The sequence below is a fragment of the Mesorhizobium sp. WSM2561 genome (assembly GCF_000513915.1).
Lineage (GTDB): Bacteria > Pseudomonadota > Alphaproteobacteria > Rhizobiales > Rhizobiaceae > Mesorhizobium > Mesorhizobium muleiense.
This window is the reverse complement of the sequence record NZ_AZUX01000006.1, coordinates 116,200-135,444: the sequence shown is the minus strand read 5'-3', so window position 1 is coordinate 135,444 and position 19,245 is coordinate 116,200. Positions and strand designations below refer to the sequence as shown.

Annotated in this window: 14 protein-coding genes and 1 pseudogene; 4 read left to right on the top strand and 11 right to left on the bottom strand. The window is 63.6% G+C overall.

What is annotated here, in order from left to right; translation table 11 throughout:
* The first annotated feature begins 13 nt into the window (after positions 1 to 13).
* Positions 14 to 3,262: a helix-turn-helix domain-containing protein gene (locus tag M727_RS0109750; RefSeq protein ID WP_027152527.1), complete on the top strand. Its 3,249-nt coding sequence runs from the start codon at positions 14 to 16 to the stop codon at positions 3,260 to 3,262.
* A gap of 296 nt (positions 3,263 to 3,558) precedes the next feature.
* Here M727_RS0109750 and M727_RS0109745 read toward each other — a convergent pair whose 3' ends face one another.
* From M727_RS0109745 to M727_RS0109730, 4 genes are read right to left on the bottom strand one after another with little or no spacing between them, the layout of a single operon-like run.
* Positions 3,559 to 4,737, bottom strand: a complete 1,179-nt coding sequence (locus tag M727_RS0109745; RefSeq protein ID WP_027152526.1) for a hypothetical protein — start codon at positions 4,735 to 4,737, stop codon at positions 3,559 to 3,561.
* 54 nt (positions 4,738 to 4,791) lie between these two features.
* Entirely contained in the window at positions 4,792 to 5,802 is a 1,011-nt protein-coding gene (locus M727_RS0109740; protein WP_027152525.1) for a succinylglutamate desuccinylase/aspartoacylase family protein, read from the bottom strand.
* Between the two features lie 9 nt (positions 5,803 to 5,811).
* Positions 5,812 to 6,156 carry a RidA family protein gene (locus tag M727_RS0109735; RefSeq protein WP_036261971.1) on the bottom strand — a complete coding sequence of 115 codons (345 nt, stop codon included), beginning with the start codon at positions 6,154 to 6,156 and terminating at the stop codon, positions 5,812 to 5,814.
* Positions 6,157 to 6,200: 44 nt separating this feature from the next.
* Positions 6,201 to 7,520, bottom strand: coding sequence for an alanine racemase (locus M727_RS0109730; RefSeq protein WP_036261968.1), 1,320 nt, complete (start codon positions 7,518 to 7,520; stop codon positions 6,201 to 6,203).
* A gap of 77 nt (positions 7,521 to 7,597) precedes the next feature.
* On the opposite strand from M727_RS0109730, the gene M727_RS0109725 reads away from it, so the two are divergent.
* The gene (locus M727_RS0109725) at positions 7,598 to 8,539 is read left to right on the top strand and encodes an amidohydrolase family protein (RefSeq protein ID WP_027152522.1); all 942 of its coding nucleotides are present in this window, start codon (positions 7,598 to 7,600) and stop codon (positions 8,537 to 8,539) included.
* On the opposite strand, the gene M727_RS0109720 is transcribed toward M727_RS0109725, so the two are convergent.
* The 4 genes and pseudogenes from M727_RS0109720 to M727_RS36165 all read right to left on the bottom strand — a co-directional run bounded on the left by M727_RS0109720 (position 8,513) and on the right by M727_RS36165 (position 13,022).
* On the bottom strand, positions 8,513 to 9,484 hold the full coding sequence (locus M727_RS0109720) for an ABC transporter permease (protein WP_156941509.1): 972 nt from the start codon (positions 9,482 to 9,484) through the stop codon (positions 8,513 to 8,515). The genes M727_RS0109725 and M727_RS0109720 overlap by 27 nt on opposite strands.
* Positions 9,481 to 10,446 carry an ABC transporter permease gene (locus M727_RS0109715; RefSeq protein WP_027152520.1) on the bottom strand — a complete coding sequence of 322 codons (966 nt, stop codon included), beginning with the start codon at positions 10,444 to 10,446 and terminating at the stop codon, positions 9,481 to 9,483. Before M727_RS0109715 ends, M727_RS0109720 begins: the two co-directional genes overlap by 4 nt.
* Positions 10,443 to 11,951 (bottom strand): sugar ABC transporter ATP-binding protein, encoded by a 1,509-nt coding sequence (locus M727_RS0109710; RefSeq protein ID WP_036261966.1) that lies wholly within the window; start codon positions 11,949 to 11,951, stop codon positions 10,443 to 10,445. Before M727_RS0109710 ends, M727_RS0109715 begins: the two co-directional genes overlap by 4 nt.
* Before the next feature lie 19 nt (positions 11,952 to 11,970).
* Positions 11,971 to 13,022, bottom strand: a pseudogene (locus tag M727_RS36165) (substrate-binding domain-containing protein).
* Between the two features lie 239 nt (positions 13,023 to 13,261).
* Here M727_RS36165 and M727_RS0109700 point away from each other — a divergent pair.
* On the top strand, positions 13,262 to 14,062 hold the full coding sequence (locus M727_RS0109700) for an IclR family transcriptional regulator (protein WP_051505575.1): 801 nt from the start codon (positions 13,262 to 13,264) through the stop codon (positions 14,060 to 14,062).
* Between the two features lie 353 nt (positions 14,063 to 14,415).
* Here the strand turns inward: M727_RS0109700 and M727_RS0109695 are convergent, their stop codons facing one another.
* Positions 14,416 to 15,447: an isopenicillin N synthase family oxygenase gene (locus M727_RS0109695; protein ID WP_027152517.1), complete on the bottom strand. Its 1,032-nt coding sequence runs from the start codon at positions 15,445 to 15,447 to the stop codon at positions 14,416 to 14,418.
* A gap of 447 nt (positions 15,448 to 15,894) precedes the next feature.
* On the opposite strand from M727_RS0109695, the gene M727_RS0109690 reads away from it, so the two are divergent.
* Entirely contained in the window at positions 15,895 to 16,701 is an 807-nt protein-coding gene (locus M727_RS0109690; RefSeq protein WP_036261963.1) for an SRPBCC domain-containing protein, read from the top strand.
* Positions 16,702 to 17,016: 315 nt separating this feature from the next.
* Here M727_RS0109690 and M727_RS0109685 read toward each other — a convergent pair whose 3' ends face one another.
* Positions 17,017 to 17,598 (bottom strand): DUF1349 domain-containing protein, encoded by a 582-nt coding sequence (locus M727_RS0109685; RefSeq protein ID WP_027152515.1) that lies wholly within the window; start codon positions 17,596 to 17,598, stop codon positions 17,017 to 17,019.
* A 90-nt stretch (positions 17,599 to 17,688) separates the two neighbouring features.
* Positions 17,689 to 19,206, bottom strand: coding sequence for an alpha/beta hydrolase (locus tag M727_RS0109680; RefSeq protein WP_027152514.1), 1,518 nt, complete (start codon positions 19,204 to 19,206; stop codon positions 17,689 to 17,691).
* Between the last annotated feature and the right edge of the window lie 39 nt (positions 19,207 to 19,245).

Genomic DNA, 19,245 nt, shown 5'->3' with positions numbered 1-19,245 from the left:
GAGCGGGAGCCCGATGACCGCCCCAGACGCCATTGACGCCGATGCGAGGCGCCCGCTCTCGGGCACAGGCAGGATCGCCAAGCTGGCGGCGCCGCGCAGCGCCAGGATATTGAGGCGGAACCGCGTTCTCGAAGCGATCGGCCTGAAATCGCGTTCGAGCGTATGCTGGGTGGCCGCGCCGGCCGGCTACGGCAAGACGACGGCGGTCATCGACTACCTCGAAAGCGTCGAGGCACCGCATGTGTGGTTCCGCATCGACGAGGGCGACCAGGATATCGCGCGCTTCTTTCAATATCTGGCGCAGTCACTCGCCTCACCCGCAGTTGGAAACTTGCCGGTCTTTGGGGTCGAATATGTCGAGCAGCCGAAGGAGTTCGCCAGGCGCTTCTTCAGAGCGTATTTTGCGCGGTTGAAGCCCGGCACCATTCTGGTCCTCGACGACTTGCACGACGCCGACACGCCCGAATTCCGGGCGGTGCTTTCCGTGATGTTCCGTGAACTTCCTGACACGGTCCGCTGCATCTGCGTCTCGCGCACGCTGCCCCACGACGAACTGGGCGACCTCGTCCTCAAGGGCCAAGTGGCCGTCATCGATCGATCGGCGCTCGAATTCTCGACATCGGAAGCACGCGATTTCGTCAAGCTGCGTTCGAAGGACGGCGCCCTTCCAGTCGATGTCGAAGCGGCGCGCGGCTGGGCGATCGGGCTGGTTCTCCTCGCCGATCACGGCTCGGCGGTCGGACCTGACGAAACGAGCGGGGCAGCAGCCGGCGGGCAGAACGCGCTGTCGGACGTTCTCGGCCGCCATTTCTTCCTTTCCCTTCCCGCCGCCGACCAGGACATGCTGCTGAAACTCAATCTGCTGCCCGAGATCAGCACCGAACTGGCGGACGTGATGATCGGGTCGGGCGAAGCGGGCAAGCTGCTCGACAGGCTCTACCAGCGGCAATTGCTGGTCACGCGAACGGAAAACAGCCGCGGCGTTTTCCACCTGCACGACCTCTTGCGGGACTTCCTCGACCGACGCTTCGCACAGCGTGTGACGGCAGAAGAGCAGAAGTCGCTCAAACAAAGGGCGGCAAAGGTGCTCGCCGACGCCGGTCTATATGACGAAGCCATACACCTCGCCTTGCAGGCAGAGGACTGGGACCAGGCGAGCGGGCTCATGCTGAGCCGGGCGGAGGCCGTGCTGGCGCAGGGACATCGAACGACCTTCACCGAATGGGTGGGCCGGTTGCCGGAAGCGTTCATGAATGGCTGGCATTTCTATTGGCTGGGCGTGGCCCACATGCCGAACGACGCCGCGGCAGAGCACTGGCTGTCGAAGGCATGGCATGCCTTTGGCGAGGCCGACGATCAGCGCGGGCTTTGTCTTACGGTGTCGCGCGCGGTTCTGGTCAAGACGGACAGTTGGCGCACCTATGAGGGTCTTTCGGCCTGGACCCGCCGGGCGTTCGAAATCATCGAGCGCGGCCTGCCGGAACTGCCTTCCGAGGAAGCGATGCTGGTGCGCATCGGCATGGTGCGGGCGTTGAACTTCGGCGACGACTACTACCGCAACAGCCCGGCCGGGCAGGCGCTGGAAACGGAACTGCTGGAGCGGCTGACCCGAAATCCCGAGCACGACCCAAGCGGCTTACGGCTGCTTGCCAGCGAAACGCTGATCGAGCATTCGGTATCGGTCATGCGGGCCGATCTGTTCACCAAGGCCGTCGACAGCGTTGTCGAGGATTTGACCGACAAGGAGGTGCTGCCTTGGGTCCTCGGCATGTGGCTGGTCGAGTTTGGTGCCAAGAGCGGCCGCTACTTCCCGTATAAGAGACGGGGTTTTCCCTACCCGTCGGCCGAAGCGGCGTTGCGGGAGGCGATCGCGATCGGTGAGAGCGAGTCGCTCAAGGGTGTGGAGTTCGGTGGCCTGTATCATCTTCAGATGCAGATGAAGTTCCGAAACGACTTTGCCGAGCTCGACCAGGTGGTCGAGCGCCTCGCCGAGATCGCCGACAGTCGTTTCAGCACACAGGTCGCCATCGTCGCCAATTGCTATGCCGCGCTTCATGCCAGGCAAGGCGATTTCGCGGCCGCCTATGAGGATTGCGAGCGCTTCATGGCGGCGAGCGAGGCCGCCAACGAGCCGATGGTCGAGCGCTGGGCCCACTGCATCACGAAGTTCCAGGTGCTGCTCGCCGACAGGAAGCCGCGCGAAGCCGCCGCGCTACTCAGCGAGCTGCTGCCGCGGCTGGACGGCGGCGCCCGCAAGCGAACCCAGATATGCGTTCTTGCAGCGGCCGCGCTGGAGAGCCTGTGGGACCAGGGTCCACGCTACGGCGATCGGCTGAAGCTCTTTATGGAGGCGCTGCGCGACATCGCCTGGCCAATGGTGCTTCTCAACGTTCCGGAATTGCTCGCCGAGCTGCTTGGCGATGCGCTTGAGCGCGGCATCGAGCCCAAGCTTTGCCGGTCGCTTATCCGGGAACGCCGATTGGACGCACCGCAACGGCGGCCCACGGCCTGGCCATGGCCGCTCAAGGTCCACGTCCTCGGAGGCTTTCGGATCGAACTCGATGGTAACCCTGTTAATCTCGGCGCCAAGCCGCCGACGAAGGCTCTCGACATCCTGCGGGTACTGGCGATCTCGAAAGACAACACCTGCTCGCTGGAGACCCTTCAGGACTGGCTGTGGCCAGATCTCGACGGCGATCAGGCGCGGGCGGCGTGCGAGCAGGCGCTGCATCGGCTGCGCAAGCTGCTCGGGCGAATCGACCTCATCGTCCAGCGCGAAGGCAAGCTTCGCCTCGCGTCGGACAAGGTCTGGGTCGACCTCGCCGACTGGGATGGACGGCTCAAATCCGTGACGACAGCCAATGGCGAGGCGGCCGGGCTGCGACCCGAAGCGGAAGCGCTGTTCCTCGCATTCCCCGGTCCGCTGTTTCTGCACGAGCGAGCCAGCTTCTGGTCGCTCGCCGCCGCTGAAAAAGTGCGTCGCGATCTGATCGATCTTGGATTGCGAATCGGCCAGCGGCTGGAGACAACCGGCAACGTCCAGGAAGCGCGCTCGACCTATCTGAGGGCGTTGGACCTCTATCCGGATGCCGGACCCGTCTGCAGGGCGCTGATCAGGGAGCGGCTGTCGCGCGGTGATTTCGAAGCCGCGGTCGACGACTATGCACGCTACGAACGGGCGCTGCGTGCTGCCGGCGAAGCGGCGCCCGCTGCCGAAATACGCGCCCTGGTCGAACCCTATCTTGTGCGGCACACGCGCTGACGACGTGTTTTGCGCTGTCTGGCGTAACACCGGGCTATCGTCGGTCTGGCAGCCACCCCTCAAGCTCCGAGCAGGGTGTTTGCTAAGGGCTGCCAGTATCAGAACGAGGCCGGCGATCGCGTCCATTCGCTCGCTGCGCGTCAGCCCCGCCTGGATAGCACGAGGTGATGGAGCCGAGGGAAATGACAGGTCGCGAGGCAGGACAGCGCTGTCACGCATAACAATGACTTAAAGCGCCTCGCATGAGTCCATTCGGCCGCGACGCGCTTTCGACTGCGGCACACGGATCGTTTTGTTCAGCCAGGTCGTGCTGCACGCACCCAATCGAGTCGTGCTGCGGGGACAAGGCCGTAATTGTAAAAATTGATACCGTCGACGTCCGGCGCCAGCGCTGGCTTCACCTTGGCGGCGAGAATTTCAGGGCCTGCCATTTCCGGATAAAAGAGCCGGTAGCCGGCGCCGAGGAATTTCTCTGCCCCGAGCGCGGTGCGGCCAGCCGCCATCAGGCTCGTCACGTCGCCGGCCTGCATGTCGTAGGCACACAGGATCGCCCCGTCGCAGACCTTGCCGAGCGCTGCCAGATCGCAGCCGCCGAGCCAGCCGTCTTTCAGGTCGATGATGAGAACACGTGTCCCCGGATCGGCGACCTCGCGCAGCTCGGCGACAAGGCTGGTCACCGGCTCGAACCGCCACAACAGATAGGCGTGGAGTTGCGGCCAGGGCAGAAAGGCGTCTAGGCCACTTGCGGGAAATTCGGGAAAGCGCCGTTCAGGCACCGCGCGCTCGCACGCTTCGGCAATCCACTGCTTGACGAGCTCACGCGCCGCCTGGCCTTCGATGCCGGCAGCAGCGGCGCGGGCGAGGCAGGACGGACAGAAGCACAGCGACAGAAGAAAGTCGTCTTCCGGCGTCAGCCCGACACCGTCCTTCTCGTGATGATATTCGTGGGCGAAGCCCATGAAGGACGGGCTTTCAAGTTCGATCCTGTCCGGCTTGTAAGTATGGGTGATATCCGCGGCCAGCGCACGGACATAAGCGCGTGCATCCGGATGTGACGGACAAAGATTGTAATAATTGGGGTCGCCGAAGGCGTTGCGGGTGACGGCTTGCGGATAAAGCATGCCGAGGCGGGTGTTGTGCAGGCAGACCGTCCAGCACGACACTCGGAGTCCGCCTGCCTCGCGCCGTTGAACGAGTTCGGCCAGAACGTCGCCACCTTCCGTGACTACGTCCGCCACCTTGGGCTGGATCACGAGATCGGCCCATCGCGCGGCGGTTGGCTTGAAGTAGATCGTGCCGTCCTCCGGGAAATAGGCTTTGCAGCGCGGGCTGCGCGGCTGCAGGAAGCGACCGGCATGATAGGAGGTCGCGAGACTGATCATGTTGAGCCCTGCGCGCTCGACGAGATCGCGTTCGACCGTCTCCAAGCCCAGATCCTGGACGTCCCAGGGATAGGTCCACATCGAAAGCTGCATGAAATATCCTCAGTTTCCTGCAATGCCGCGTGAGCAACGCCAGTTGGTTCCCTGTTAGCCTTCCACCGGTTCGGCGACCTGCAAAAGGCAATCTCCTGCCTCGCACATCGTGTGCAGCCGGCGCGAAAGTACGATACCGCCTTCGGCGAAATGCAGGGCTTCCTCGGCAAGATCGAGCCGTTCGAGGTCGTGATACCAGCCGGCCAATTGTCCGGCGCTCACGCCGTCGCCGAGCCTGACGGCGGGTTCGAACCAGCCGCGGCGGGTGGCGTAGAGGCCCTGACCGTGCCGGGAAAGCGCGAGCAATCGCGTCGGCGCTGAAGGCTTTGGTCCCGGCGAAAGAACCGGCGCCTCGACCACGCCGACGGCGACCATCAGATTGTCGATAGCGCGAGCGGTAATCGCCATCGTATCGACTGTGGCGGTGCCGCCGCCGCCGAATTCGCCGCTGATGCCAATGGCACCAGCCCGGCGGGCTGCGCCCATCGAAGTCGGCGAGGCCTGACCATTGTCTGCCACGAAGCCATACGGCATGCCGAGCGTCCGCATCAGCTCCACCCCGCGCCTGTGGCGATCGGGATCGGTATTGCGCTCGACGAGTGCTGTAGGCAGATGTTCCATCGAGGTGCCCCCCGAATGGATGTCAAAGACGACGTCGTGGCGAGGGAACAGTTCCGTCTCGAGGAAACTGGCAAGCCGGCTTGTCGGTGTGCCCAACGGATCGCCTGGAAAGGCTCGGTTGAGATTGCCGCCATCGAGCGGCGAACAGCGTTTGGCGGCCATGACCGCCGGTGCGTTCGACATCGGCAGGATGGTGACGCGGCCCTTGATCTGCTTGGGATCGAGCCGGCGGATCAGCTTTGCCAGCGACAGCTCGCCCTCATATTCGTCACCGTGATTGCCGGCCATCAGAAGCAGCGACGGCCGTTCACCGTTGCGTATGAGGCAGATCGGAACCTTGACCTGGAAATAAGGCGAACGGTCTGTCGAGAAGGGCAAACTGAGATGGCCTGATGTCTTGCCGTCCCGGTCGAAGTCGAGCGTATGGGTGAGGCCGGTGTGCATGGCGGAGACTCAGCTGGCGGCGATCGCCGTGACCTCAATGCGGAGGTCGGGATCGGCGAGACGCGCCTCGACGCAGGCCCGCGCCGGCAGGCGTTGGGGATCCACCCAGGCATCGTAGATGCTGTTCATGGCGTCGAAGTCGCCGATCTGCGGCAGGAAGATATTGACCGCCACAAGCTTCGACTTGCTGCTGCCGGCCTCGACCAAAAGCGCCTCGATCTTTGAGAGTACATCGCTGGTCTGGCCTTCGATGCCGGCCTTGCGATTGTCGGCGACCTGGCCTGCGATGTGGACGAGGCCACCATAGACGACCGCCTGCGACATGCGGGAGCCGGACTGGAAATACTTGATCATATTGGATCCTTTCGAGGTTCTCTTGGGGCCGCCGCAAGATCCGGTCAGCCGAAGTAGGTGGGAAAGGCGTGGCGGACATGCCCGGCCGCGTCGACGCCGAAGATTATGCGATGGCGATCGAGGCAGGTGCAGGGATGCGAGATGCCGAACTCAATGATGTCGCCAACCGCAATGTCGTCGCTCGGCGCGATTGTCAGGAAGACGTGCTGGTCGTTCAGCTTGAAGACCTCGGCGCGCGCTTCCGCCAGCGGCTTGCCGGTCCGGAAGACCGCGAGCACCACCGGAAAGCCCTGATCGAACGACACGTCGCGCATGCCCATGCCGCAAATCGCCAGGCCGGGCTCCGGCCGCGACAGCACCTCGGCCCACAGGCGCACAGCCGGACGAAACGAATTTCGTGCGGAAACGCTGACGCCGCCGACCGCAAAGCCGTTGCGGGCGTCAAGTGCGCCAAGCGAGCTATCATAGACACCATGGTCGTGGAAGAAGATGGCGCCGCTGCGCAATACCAGCGTCGCATTGCCGTTCCCGGAAACGGCGGGCGAAAGCGCGGCGACCACTTTGTCGAAGAACACCGAGCCGCCGGCCGTGACGATCAGCGGCACGTCGCCGCCGACGCGGGCGCGCAGCCGCAGGAACATGTCGGCGGTCATCGCCAGCAGAGCCGAGATCACCTCCTCGGTGCGGCCGGGGTCGGGTTGCGCCGCGGCACCTTCGTAGGTCGCAACGCCGGCAATCAGCAGCCGTCCGCCGGCGGCATCAACTGCATCGGCGATCGCCTCGGCCTCACCGGTAGTCCGCGCGCCTGCCCTCCCAGCACCGAGTTCGACGAGCACGCGCAATGGCGGCAGCTTCGCATTGCCCCGCCAAGCTTCGGCGAGCGCATGCGCGGCGGCGATAGAGTCGGCGAAGACGAAGAGCTCGACGCCTGGCCAGGCGCCAACCAGCGCCGCGAGCCGGTTCGCACCGCCTGATCCACCAACCTCGTTGGCGACGATCAGCCGTGTGAGGCCGGCCCTGAGCATCACCGCAGCTTGTCTGACATCGGCGACGGTCGTGCCCCATGCTCCGGCCTCAACCAACGATCGGGCAAGGTCGGGCGCCATCGGGGTCTTGGCATGCGGCGCGATCATGGCGCCCTGTTCGCGCGCGTAGCGCAGAAACAGGTCACGATTGGCGACGAAGGCCTCCTCGTCGAGGGTCAGCACCGGCAACGACATGCGCCCATCAGCCGGATGCCAGCGCTGAGATGTGACAAGTCTGCTGTCCAGCCCGAAGGTGCCGGGCGGCACGCCGCGGATGCGATCGTCGAGCAGGAAATTTTCACGAGTCGCGAGCGCCGGCACGGGTGAGTTTTCGGTCATCCGATGCTAGTCCTTTCGCCTTCGCAGGATGAAGCCCGGATCGATTTCCGATGCCGGCCACAGCATGAGAGAGATGCGTGTCAAAGCCTTACTCCGGACCGATCATCGATGCCCACCATCATCTTTGGGATCTCGGCCTCGGCCGCCATCCCTGGCTCGCCACAACGGCTGGCGAGCGCGGCGGCCTGGGCGAGCTTGGCATGTTGCGGCGAAACTATCTTCCTGAGGATTATTTGCGCGACGCCAGCCGGCACAATGTCGTCGCCACAGTTCATGTCGAAGCCGGTTGGGCCGGGGACGACTGCGTCGGCGAAACGCGGTGGCTTGAAACGCTCGGCAAGTCGCAGGGCGTGGCGGCCCGCTACGTCGTTCACGTTCCGCTGGCGAACCGCCAAGCCCCGGCGCTGGTCGAGGCGCAGGCGGCATTCGAACGTGTCGTCGGCGTGCGCGACATACTGAGCTGGGATCCAGATCCTGCCCGCCGTTTCGCGGCCCGTGACGGTATCATGAACGATCCGGCCTGGCGCGCCGGCCTGTCCCTGCTTGCCGGCCATCGGCTGGTCTTCGATCTCATGGTGTTTCCGCGCCAGCTCGCTGATGCCGCGCGGCTCGCAGCCGCCTATCCGAACCAGCCCTTTGTCCTCAACCACTGCGGCAGCCCGATCGACCGTGACGCCGACGGTATGCGGGCGTGGCGCGAAACGCTTCGGCTTTTGTCGGAGCGCGACAACGTCGCGATCAAGATGTCCGATCTGGTCGCCTACGATCATGATTGGACGCTCGACAGCCTGAAGCCGGTTGTGATGCATTGCATCGACTGCTTCGGCACGCATCGCGCGATGTTCGGCAGTGACTTCCCGGTGGCCGGTCTGCACGCGTCGTTCGATGGGGTATATGACAGCTTCAAGGCCATTGCCGGGGAGCTTTCCGCAGACGAGCAGACGGCGTTGTTCTTCGGCAATGCGAGGCGCATCTACCGGCTGGACGATATGTCATCGGCGGGCCTGCTCCCGGCCTGAGAGAAGCAGCAGCCCCAGGATCAGCGAACCGAACAGGATGCTGCGCCAGCCGGGCGATGCGTTGACGACGGTGATCAGAGCCGTGATCGTGACCAGCAGGACGGCGCCGGGGATGGTGCCGGCATAGGTGCCGAGCCCGCCGAGGATCGAGGTGCCGCCGAGCACGACGGCGGCAATCGAGGCGAGCAGATAGGGATCGCCGATCCCGACATAGCCTTGTCCGTTCATGCCGAGCACCAGCACGCCCGCAAGCCCGGAAGTGAACCCGCTGATGCCGTAAACCACCATGGTGGTCGAAGCGACGGGAACGCCGGAGAGTGTCGCGGCGAGCGGGTTGGCGCCCATCGCGAAGAGCCGAGCGCCGAAGGATGTGGCATGCATTGCGATCAGAACGATCACGGAGACGGCCACCCACAAAAGCACGCCAGCGGGTATACCGGCCGGCCGCGCATTGCCGAGCCAGCGCACCAGCGGGTTTTCGGCGGTCACGGCACTGCCGCCGGCGATGATGATCAGCAGGCCCTGCAGGAATGTCGCCATGGCCAGGGTCATGATCATAGGATGAACGCGCAACAGCGCCACGCCCAGCCCGTTCACCAGACCGATTGCCGTCGTCAGCGCAAGGACGGCAAGGACGGCGGTGAGCCCGGTCGGATCCGCCTGCCACGACAGCAGCGGCAGGCTGACGGCGCTCACCGTGACGATCGCCGCGACGGAAAGGTCGATGCCGCCAGCGATGACCACAAAGGTCTGCCCCGCTGCGACCAGGCCAATGACCGCGGCCAGTTCGACCAGATAGCGCAAGTGGCCATAGGCGCCGAAGCCGCGCGAGACGAAGCTCGCCGCGATCCACACCGCGGCGACGATGGCCAGGGTGAGAAAGGGCCGGCTGCGCAGGATCGTCAGGGCGCGCCTGCCGCTCACGGTCTCTTTCCATGCTGTCATTGCTGCACCTTGCGGAATTGCGGGACGGCGACCGCCCCGATGATGATGAGGCCCTGCGCGACATATTGGGCGACCGGCGTGAAGCCGAGGAAGAACATGACACTGATCATCAGGCTGAGCAGCAGGCTACCGGCAAGCGCGCCGCGCATCGTGCCTTGACCGCCGAGGAAGCCGATGCCGCCGAGCACGGCGGCGGCGATGGAATTCAGCGTGAAGGCCGTGCCGATGACCGGATCGCCCGAACCTGTTTGCGCGGCGACGAACAGACCGGCGCCTGTACAAAGCAGACCGCTGATCGCGTAAGCCGCTACCCGCGCACCATCGACCGGCACGCCGGAGCGATAGGCGCCGACCGGATTCTCGCCGGCGGCATAAAGGCTCAAGCCAAGCGGTGTGGCGAGATAGAGTTTCCACAGAAGGACGATGAGCACCATCAGCACGAAAGCCGCGGGCGTGTTGCCGGCAAGCAGTTCCGATAGCCACTCCGGAATGGCGCCGCCGGGTCGCGGCAGGATGAGCAGCGCAGCACCGCCGATGACGAAGGAGCCGGCGAGCGTCACCACGATAGAAGGCAAGCGAAGTTTTACGACGATGAACCCGGTCGCGCCACCGATGCCGATGCCGGTCAGCGCCACCGCAGCGGCACCGCCGGCTACGCCAAGCGGTCCAGTCATCGTCGTCGCGGCGATCACCGCGCCGAGGCTGACCATTGCGCCGATGGCCAGGCTGATGCCGCCGGTAAGCATGAGGATCGCCTGGGCCATGGCGACCAGCGCCAGCGGAAACCAGCTCTGGGTGAATTTGGCGAAGCCGGAAGCGGTCAACAGGCCGGGAAACAGGAAGCCGTAGGCGACGAGGAACGCCATGACCACGGCGAATAGGCCGCGCACACCGACATTGCGGCGCAGCTGAACCGGCCAGTAGAGAGCGCCGGCTTGCCTTGGCGATGCCACCATGCTCATGCCGCCACCTTCCGCTGTTCGGCGCCCATCGCGGCGGAAACGATCGCTTCCTCGCTCAATACGCCGCGCTCGAGCACGGCAACGATGTGGCCATCCCGGACTACCGCGACGCGGTCGCAAAGGTGCACCAGTTCGGGTGTGTCGGAGCTGAGCAGCACGACCGCCTTGCCGGCGGCGGCGAAGTTGCGAAGCATCATGTAGATTTCGCGCTTGGTCTCGACATCGACGCCACGTGTCGGGTCGTTGAGGAGAAGCGCAAGCGGGTGGTGCGGCATCCATTTCGCCAGCGCCACCTTCTGCTGGTTGCCGCCCGAGAGGGCCTGCGCCGGCCGGTCGAGGTCGCCCTTGATGCCAAGCTGGGCAGCGAGACCTCTTGCCGTCTCGCGTTCGGCACGGCGGCTGCGCAGCTTCAGCGCCGGCAGTCTTGCGAAAGCGGGCAGCATCATGTTGGTGATGATCGAATGGATCAGGTGCAGGCCTTCGCGCTTGCGGTCGGCCGGGACATAGGCGAGGCCAAGCGCGTTGGCTTTCGGCACACCGCTGGGCAGACCCGAAGCACCGTTGACGGTCGCGGATGCCGTCCTGGCCGGAATGGCGCCGTAAAGGCCAAGCAGCAAATCTTCCTGCCCTTGCCCGACCAGGCCTCCAATGCCGAGCACCTCGCCCGTCCTGACGTCGAGATCGACGTCGCGCATCAGGCCGGCCGAAAAATTGCGAACCGAGATGGCGTTGGCAGCCGATGCCGAAGCCTGCCACTGTGGAAAAAGGTCGCCGGGGTCGCGGCCGACCATCAGCCGTACCAGCCCGCCGGCGTCGGTTCCTTCCAGGCTGCGATCCGCCGTGCAGGTACCGTCCTTCAGGACGGTGACATGCTGGCACAGCGCCATGACTTCGTTCAGCCTGTGCGAAATGTAGAGAATAGCGATACCCTCGCCGCGCAGCCTCTCCAGCAAGTCCGTCAGGACTTTCGTTTCGGTTGCCGAAAGCGACGAAGTGGGTTCGTCGAGAATGAGAACGCGCGGCCGGCGGTAAAGCGCCTTGGCTATCTCCACCATCTGCCGGCGGCCTAGCGACAAATGTCCGACTGGTATCGAGAGCGGTTCGTGAAGCCCGACAAGATCGCATGCTGCCCTGGCCCGCACGGCGAGTTCGGGATAGTCGAGCAAGCCGAACCGGCGCGGATAGGCGCCAAGGCCGATGTTCTCGGCGATGGAGAGGCTGGCCGTCAGGCTGAGTTCCTGCTGGACGACGGCGATGCCGGCCTGTTGGGCATAGGCGGGGGTCATGCGCGACACTGGGCGACCATCGACCTCGATCGCCCCGCCGTCAGGGCGCAAGGCACCGGACAACAGGTTGATCAGCGTCGACTTTCCGGCGCCGTTCTCGCCGAGCAGCGCATGCACGCGGCCTGGCTGGAGAGCGATGGAAACGTCGCGCAAGACAGGGTTGCCGAAGAAGGATTTCGACACCCCCCGCGCGGCAAGAAGCGGAGCCGTGGCCACCAATTTCTGCGACCTTCCAGGCTTATTGTTCAGCCAGAAGCTTCTTGAACAATTCCTCGTCGTAGGGCGAATAGATGTAGCCGTCAGCCGGAAAATCGGCCGCCCGGGCGAGGTACTGATCGATGTTGGAATTGTCGATCACCGGCAGCGGGATCTTGACGAAAGCCGGCACATCCTTGCCCTCCAGCGCCTGGACGGCGGTGTAGGTGGCAAAGGCGCCGAGCCAGTTCGGCTGCATGGTCGCCCAGCTCTTGAGGCCCTTTTCCTTCCAGAGCTCGAGGAACTGACGGGCGTTCTCGCCGGTGATCGGCACTTGTTCGCGGCCCTGTTTGTCGAGGGCGAGTACCGCGCCCGCAGACAAGGCGCCGCCGAGCGACAGAATTCCATCGATCTCGGATTTGGCGAACAGCAGGCTGGTGACGGCTTCCTGTGCAGGCGCGACATTATAGGGTGTATTCGTCTCGGCAAGGACCGTCACCTCAGGATGGGCCTTGAGCGCCGCGTCAGCGCCTTTGCGCCGATCGTCGCTGACCGAAACGCCGGCCGGGCCGTTGAGGACGAGAATCTTGCCCTTGCCGCCGATGGAGTCGATCAGGAACTTGGCCGCCTGATCGCCCCACTGCGCGGAATCGGTGTTGACCTTGGCTGTGACCTGGTCGGTGTCGACGAGGCTGTCGAAGTTGATGATGGCGATGCCCTTGGCGCAGGCGTCCGCCAGCACACGCGCCGGCGCGGTCGACGAGCCGGCAATCAGGATGATGGCGTCGACGTCGGAATCGATCATCGACTGGATCTGCTGGATCTGGACGTTGGCGTCGCCCTGGGCGTGGTCACGACAAGCTTGTCGACCAGCCCCTGCTTCTTCAGCGTCTCGACTTCGGCTTCGATGGTGCCCTGTGTCTGTTTCATCCAGGTCGGCACGGAATAGATGTTGGCCCAGCCGATCGTGTACGGCGCCTTGCGGTCGCCCTTGATGCATTTGGCGGCGGCATTGGCCTGCGAATCGGCGCCGAAGCTCAGCAGGAGACCGAGGCAAAGGGCACTGGCGGATGCGAAAAACGATGATTTCGTCATGATTGTTCCCTTCTGAGGTTATGCCGGACGTGCGGGATCGGGACGAGAAAACCCTCCGGTTGCCGCATCCGGAAACCGCCCGTTTTCTCGTCAGAACTGTCTGCGCCAGGCTCATTATTGTCTGATATTTCAGACAATGTGTCTGTATATCGGACAAATGGGATGCTAGACTGAGCCTTGACATCTTTCAAGCGTCTTGAGACGAGGGCCGAATTGATTTTTTTGGGGATGCGGCCGACATGAGCGATGGCGCCACTGGTCTGATCGAAACGGAAGCCGGCGCCGGGCCGCGCAATGGCGAACGCCGCCGTGGCATCGACCGCGTGATCGTGCTGCTGGAAGCGCTTGTGCGGCACCGCGCGCCGATGCGCGTCGGCGACATCGCCAAGATGATCAGCGCACCGCGTTCGACCACCTACGAAATCGTCAACAGCCTGCTCGAAGCCGAAATGCTCGAAAACGTCGGGACGGAAGGCTACGTCTATTTCGGTCGGGCCATGCATCTGTTCGGCTGGGCCTATTCGCATCACAACGCCCACTATCGGCGCATCATAGAGACGCTGGACAGGATGGCCGCGGAGACAGGCGAGACCGTGCAGTTGTGCGGCCTGCGCGGGAACAAATACATCGTTCTCGATTGCCGTGATTCTTCCGGCCCGTTCCGGATTTCAAGCGATGTCGGGGTCGAGGTGCCGATCCCGTGGACGGCGTCCGGGCGGCTCCTGCTCGGCCATATGAGCGAGCAAGAAGTGAAGGACTTCATCCCGCCTGGCGACTACAAGCTTCCCGACGACCGCATCATTGCGCCGGCCGAATTCTTCAGCGATGTCGCTCTCGCCCGCCAGCAAGGTTTCAGCGAGACCACCGCCCTCGCCGACCGCTTCACGTGGTGCATGGCCGCGCCCATCCGCGATGGCCACGGCGCCGTCAGCAAGACCCTTTGCTTCGTGTTGCCAGTCGACACAGCGGAAGCGCGGCGCAGCGAATTGCTTGCCCTGCTGTGCGAACGCGCCCGCGGATTGTCGTTGGCGGGAGGCTGATGCATGTCGCCCAAAAGCATGCCCTCGAGCCTGACTCGAGGGTGCGCAGCGGTTTGGGATAACGACATGCACAAAAGCAGGAACTTAACGCGTCTCGCGAATTGCTTTGACGCGACGCTTCCTGAAGAATCGCCCTGACGCCTTCGCCAATGGAGCGGAAAAATGGCCGGGCTCGAATACGGCCCGGCCAAAAGAAGGTTACAACCTTCAGAGGGGAACGCCGTCCAGCGGAATGGGAGGAAACCGCCGAACGGTGTTGCCCTGTTTGAGCCTGTTTGGGCGCATTGGCGACGAACAAAATTCCAAAAGCCGGGGCGACGACGAAAATTCCTGTTCTATGTGCTCCGACCTGTTCAGACGGGTGACGCCCTTGTCTCAACCCTTGTCTCTGGCAGATCGGCATAGTGCCGGCGCGCCACGTCGGGATGCGAGCGCAGGCGACTTTTCAGCACATTGGTGCCGACGTCGCGAAACAGCGGATTGTCCGGATCGCTCGCCGGTCCGCGCGCCTCGGCAGCCAGTTCTTCAGGCAGGGTGAGCAGCGGGATCGTTGCGTCGAGCCGGGCGCTGAAGAAGAACGGAACGGAAATCCGCTCGACACCGGCCGGCGGCGTCACGACCCGGTGAACCGTTGCCCTGAGATAGCCGTTCGATGCCAGTTCGAGGAGTTCGCCGATGTTGACCATCAGCGTGCCGGGGATCGGATCCACATTCACCCAGCTTCCGTCATATTCGACCTGTAGCCCCTTGTTGTCGTCCTGAAGCAGGAGCGTCAGGAAACCGCCGTCCTTGTGTGCGCCGACGCCCTGGTCGCCGCCGGTTGTGTCGCGCCCGGGATAGCGCACGATCTTCATGCGATGGTTGGGCTCACCGCAATAGATCGGATCGAAAGCATCCTCGGCCTGGTCGAGCGACAGCGCGAAGGCCTTCAGCAGGCGGACTGCCACCGCCGTCGCCCTGGTCTGCCATGCCAGCAGTGCCGGTTTGAGTTGCGGCAGGGCCGAAGGCCATTGGTTCGGCCCTTGCAGCCGCGTCCAGGCGGGAACGCGGAGTCCTTGCGGGACGGGTCGGCGCTCGACGCCGATGTCGAGCTGTTCGCGCCAATCGGCCTTGCCCCTGGTCAGTTCGCCACCGGTGCGCGTGTAGCCGCGGAATTGCGGGGACCTGACCATTTCGATGGCCAGCTTGTCGGCTTCCGGCAAGGCAAAGAACCGGCGCGAGGCGTCGAGCACCTCATCGATCTCCACACCCGAAATTCCGTGGCCGCTGAGATAGAAGAAGCCGACATCGCGGGCCGCCGTGCGCAGATCGAACAGAAAGGTCCGACGCTCCGATGCGCCCTGTTCGAGCCGGTTGAGATCGAGCACGGGTACAATCCTGGCCATGATCAACTTCCTCCTGCCTCAGGCTTGGATCAGGCTTTTACGGTGACACGCAGGTTGTTGCGATCAAAGCAACGCTCGATCCAATCTCGATGCCATTGGCGGAAAGTCAGCGCTGCGTTTGGCGGCCGGCAGGCAAATGACGTCCGAACGGCTGTTCCATGGCACACTCACGCCCAGGCGCTGCAATGTCATTGCATTAAAAGTTCTGCGGTCTCAGGTTCGCCATCTCTTCATGAATTCGGCTTGATTGCGAACGCTCAGATCACACGACCCGGCGACGACGCGCCATAGCCGCTTTCAGCCATCAGCGCCCCGTCTTGACAAAATATTTTGTCAATACGAAAATGAGTATGCTTGAGCTTTGGCGGGCGGCCGCATCGGCTCGTAGTGGCGTCGTACCGCACCCGGCCCCGACCGTGAGGACGCTAAACCCTGAAAGGAGTTCCCATGCCGATCAAGAAAGATGAAACCGGAAAGCGTTGGGTCGAGATGGAGTTCATCACGCCCGGCACACCCGAGCAGGTGTGGCGGGCCATTGCGACGGGTCCCGGCAACACTGCCTGGTTCACAAAAACCACGATCGACGACCATGTCGGCGGCAGGCTTCATTTCGACTTCGGTCCCAATGGCGCGTCCACCGGCGAAGTGACGATTTGGGAGCCGCCGTTCCGTTTCGGCTATGTCGAACGCGACTGGAGCGAAGGCGCGCCGCCTGTCGCAACGGAGATCACCGTGACCAGCCGGTCGGGTGATCGTTGCGTTGTCCGCATGGTCCATTCGCTGTTTGCCTCGACCGACGATTGGGATGATCAGTTGGAAGGATTCGAGAGCGGCTGGCCCGGCTTTTTCGAGGTGCTGCGCATTTACCTTTCGCATTTCGCCGGCGAAAACGCCGCCAGCTTCAGCGTGATGGCCAGCACGAAGGCCGACCAGCTCTCGATTTGGAGACGGCTTACCGAGACGCTCGGTCTGGCCGGCGCAAATGTCGGCGAGCAGCGGAATGGCCCGCAGCAGCCGGAGAGACTATCCGGCATAGTCGAACGCGTGCGGCAGGACGACAAGCAGCGCTTCATCGCGCTGCGCCTGACTGCACCTGCTCCCGGCATTGCCCTGGTCGGAACCTATGATATCGATGGCAGCGCAAACGCCAGCATGGCCCTGTATCTTTATGGCGACGACGCCGAACAGCGCGCCGCCGAGGGCGAGCCCAAGTGGCGGAACTGGTTTGGCGAAACTTTCAAGCATCCGGGCTGACGGATGCTTCTGGATCGGCCGGCCAGGAGGTCGGCCGCCTGCGCAAGGCTCCTACCATAGCGCATATACATCGGAGAGTCTGATGAAGGTCGCCAGTGAGGCAACAGCCTCGCTATCCGTATTCCTGCAGTAGTCGCGCGCAAACCTGCGCGCGAGGAATTGCTGAAGCGGCTTCGCGCCTTCCGCGGCCGCCTTCCCGGCGATTTCAAGTTCGACCGGGATGAGGTGAATGCCCGGTAGCTTCTTCGACCGCGCAATTCGGCTGTCGGAACGATACCGCTGTGAAAGCGGCGCCCCGATCCGCTGACAGACGCGTCAGTCATGGAGTTCCCTCGAGATCGCCGGGCCGACTGAAAAATCGCTGAATGTGACTTCGAAACCTTCACGTTGCGGCGAACAGCACATCATGCCGACATCGACTGTTTTCGAGGGCGGGAAGTAGGCGAGCCGCACCGGCTTCCAGCGATGGTCGGAGGCATCGAGATACTGAACGCGGATTGTCTCGGCATGGCGGGTCAGCCGGATCCTGACGCCGTCCGGACCGGCCGGGATGCTGACCAACGACCAGTCGGAGGCATCATTGGTGACGACGACGGAAAAATAGGCGAGCCCGTCGGTGAACTCGATGCCGGCCTTGACCCAGTGCGTCTCGCTCAGCCGGACCATCAAACCGGCCTGGTCGTAGAGCGCCTTGTAGTCGCCCTTGACGGTGACCTCGGCGCTGAAATCGCCCTCGACCTGCCGGTAGAGGAAGTGGCCATTGTCACGCCAGAAGTCATAAAAAGTCTCGCGCCAGAAATCGGTCTCCTTGCCGGTCCGCACATGCACGGTGCTGTCGCCGAAAGCATGATGCGGTGGCGGGTTGAGCCAGGTCAGTTCTGCAGGCTGAGATGTCATCGACTTGTTCGCCTCGCCGGTTCATGTTGCGTCATCCGCCGCTCATGCGACGAAGCGGATTTGTCTCTTGTACTACCCGCTTCAACCGTTTCATTTCGGCGTTTGGTAAAGCTCGGACGCGGCCTCTCTCAGCGTGCGCCGGCTCTCCGGCCTGAAATACATCATGTGGCCGCCTTCCAGCAGCTCGACGCGGATGGGCTTTGCGCCGGGCAGCGAAGGAACCTGGCCGACAAGGTAGCGTGACGCCATATAGGGTGTCACCAGGTCGGTGTAGCCGTTGACGATCAAAACACCGAGGCCGGGATTTAGCGCGCGCGCCTGTTGAAGGTCATCCATCACGCCGGCATAGCCCTGACGCGTCGGGCTCGTCCCGTAATCCCAATTGCCGCTTATTTCACGGTTGAGAAGCCGATAGCTCAGATCGGTGCGGAATTTCAGTTCCTCCCTGACATAGCTGACAAAGGCGGAAGTGAGCGCGGGCACGCTTCGGTCGAGCACCGGATCAGGACCGCTGGGCCTTGGACTTTCCGGGGCAACGTCTGCCGTTTCGATCGTGCCGTCATAGACGCTGAGAACATTGCCCCTTGCCCGCGCAAACTCCTTGGCGAAGAGTGCGGTGGAAACGCGTGCAAAGTTTCGTTTGACGAGTTCGAGCGGCAGGCCGGTGATTTCGGCAACGCGCGGGCTCGCCAGACGCCCGCCCTGTTCGAGTCCGCTGGCAAGCGCGACGAGATAGTCGCCAAGCGCATAGCGTTCGACATCGGCCAACCGCTCCTGCAGCTCGGAACCGGTGACGCTTTCGCTGCGCAGGCGCACCGCCGCCAGCGACGGCAGCTCAAGCGCCCAGTGAAGCGGCTGGAACTCGTCGGGCCGCACCAGTGTGAATTCGAGCGCTGGCGAGATGAGCACGATGCCGCGAGGACTGACGCCGATATCTTCCTGAAGCGTCTTGGCAAGCAGTGCCGCCCGAAACCCGCCATAGCTTTCGCCGGCAAGAAACACCGGCGACGCTGTGCGGCCCGCCTGTGCCAGATAGAGCCGGATGAAGGCGCCCATCGCGGCGGCGTCCTGATTGACGCCCCAGAAGCTGCGTGCTTCGGTGCCGGGTGCTTCGCGGCTGTAACCGGTTCCGACGGGGTCGACAAAGACCAGGTCGGTCATGTCGAGCCAGGTGTTCGAGTTGTCCAAAAGCCTCTGCGGCGGTGGGAGAAAACCTCCATCGGCCGCTGTCGCCATCACCCGTGGACCGAGCGCGCCAAGATGCAGATAGGCGGAAGCTGCTCCGGGACCACCGTTGAATACGAAAGTGATCGGGCGCCGGGGATCAGGTTCCCGGCTTGGCTCGGGACGCAGCGTGTAGGCGACATGAAAGATTTCCGCGGTGACGTCGCCATTGCCGGATAGCAACGACAGCGTGCCGGCCCTTGCCTGATAGTTGAGTGTGCGCCCCGCGATCACGATCGAATGATCTGAGACCTGGGGCGGCGGGAGCAGCGACAGAACGCCGCCCGAAGGCGACGTCCGCTCGGCCACTTGCGCGTGGCCGGCTGAAGGGCCGCTAACCAGCAGCAGCATAGCAAGGGTGATTTCTAGCAGCTTGGTACGCATGACGACTCCGCAGCGGAACGACTGGAAGCTACCACGCTG

Coding starts and splice junctions, on each gene's coding strand:
- M727_RS0109750 (WP_027152527.1), top strand. CDS start 14: ATGACCGCCCCAGACGCCATTGACGCCGATGCGAGGCGCCCGCTCTCG.
- M727_RS0109745 (WP_027152526.1), bottom strand. CDS start 4,737: ATGCAGCTTTCGATGTGGACCTATCCCTGGGACGTCCAGGATCTGGGC.
- M727_RS0109740 (WP_027152525.1), bottom strand. CDS start 5,802: ATGCACACCGGCCTCACCCATACGCTCGACTTCGACCGGGACGGCAAG.
- M727_RS0109735 (WP_036261971.1), bottom strand. CDS start 6,156: ATGATCAAGTATTTCCAGTCCGGCTCCCGCATGTCGCAGGCGGTCGTC.
- M727_RS0109730 (WP_036261968.1), bottom strand. CDS start 7,520: ATGACCGAAAACTCACCCGTGCCGGCGCTCGCGACTCGTGAAAATTTC.
- M727_RS0109720 (WP_156941509.1), bottom strand. CDS start 9,484: ATGACAGCATGGAAAGAGACCGTGAGCGGCAGGCGCGCCCTGACGATC.
- M727_RS0109715 (WP_027152520.1), bottom strand. CDS start 10,446: ATGAGCATGGTGGCATCGCCAAGGCAAGCCGGCGCTCTCTACTGGCCG.
- M727_RS0109700 (WP_051505575.1), top strand. CDS start 13,262: ATGAGCGATGGCGCCACTGGTCTGATCGAAACGGAAGCCGGCGCCGGG.
- M727_RS0109695 (WP_027152517.1), bottom strand. CDS start 15,447: ATGGCCAGGATTGTACCCGTGCTCGATCTCAACCGGCTCGAACAGGGC.
- M727_RS0109690 (WP_036261963.1), top strand. CDS start 15,895: ATGCCGATCAAGAAAGATGAAACCGGAAAGCGTTGGGTCGAGATGGAG.
- M727_RS0109685 (WP_027152515.1), bottom strand. CDS start 17,598: ATGACATCTCAGCCTGCAGAACTGACCTGGCTCAACCCGCCACCGCAT.
- M727_RS0109680 (WP_027152514.1), bottom strand. CDS start 19,206: ATGCGTACCAAGCTGCTAGAAATCACCCTTGCTATGCTGCTGCTGGTT.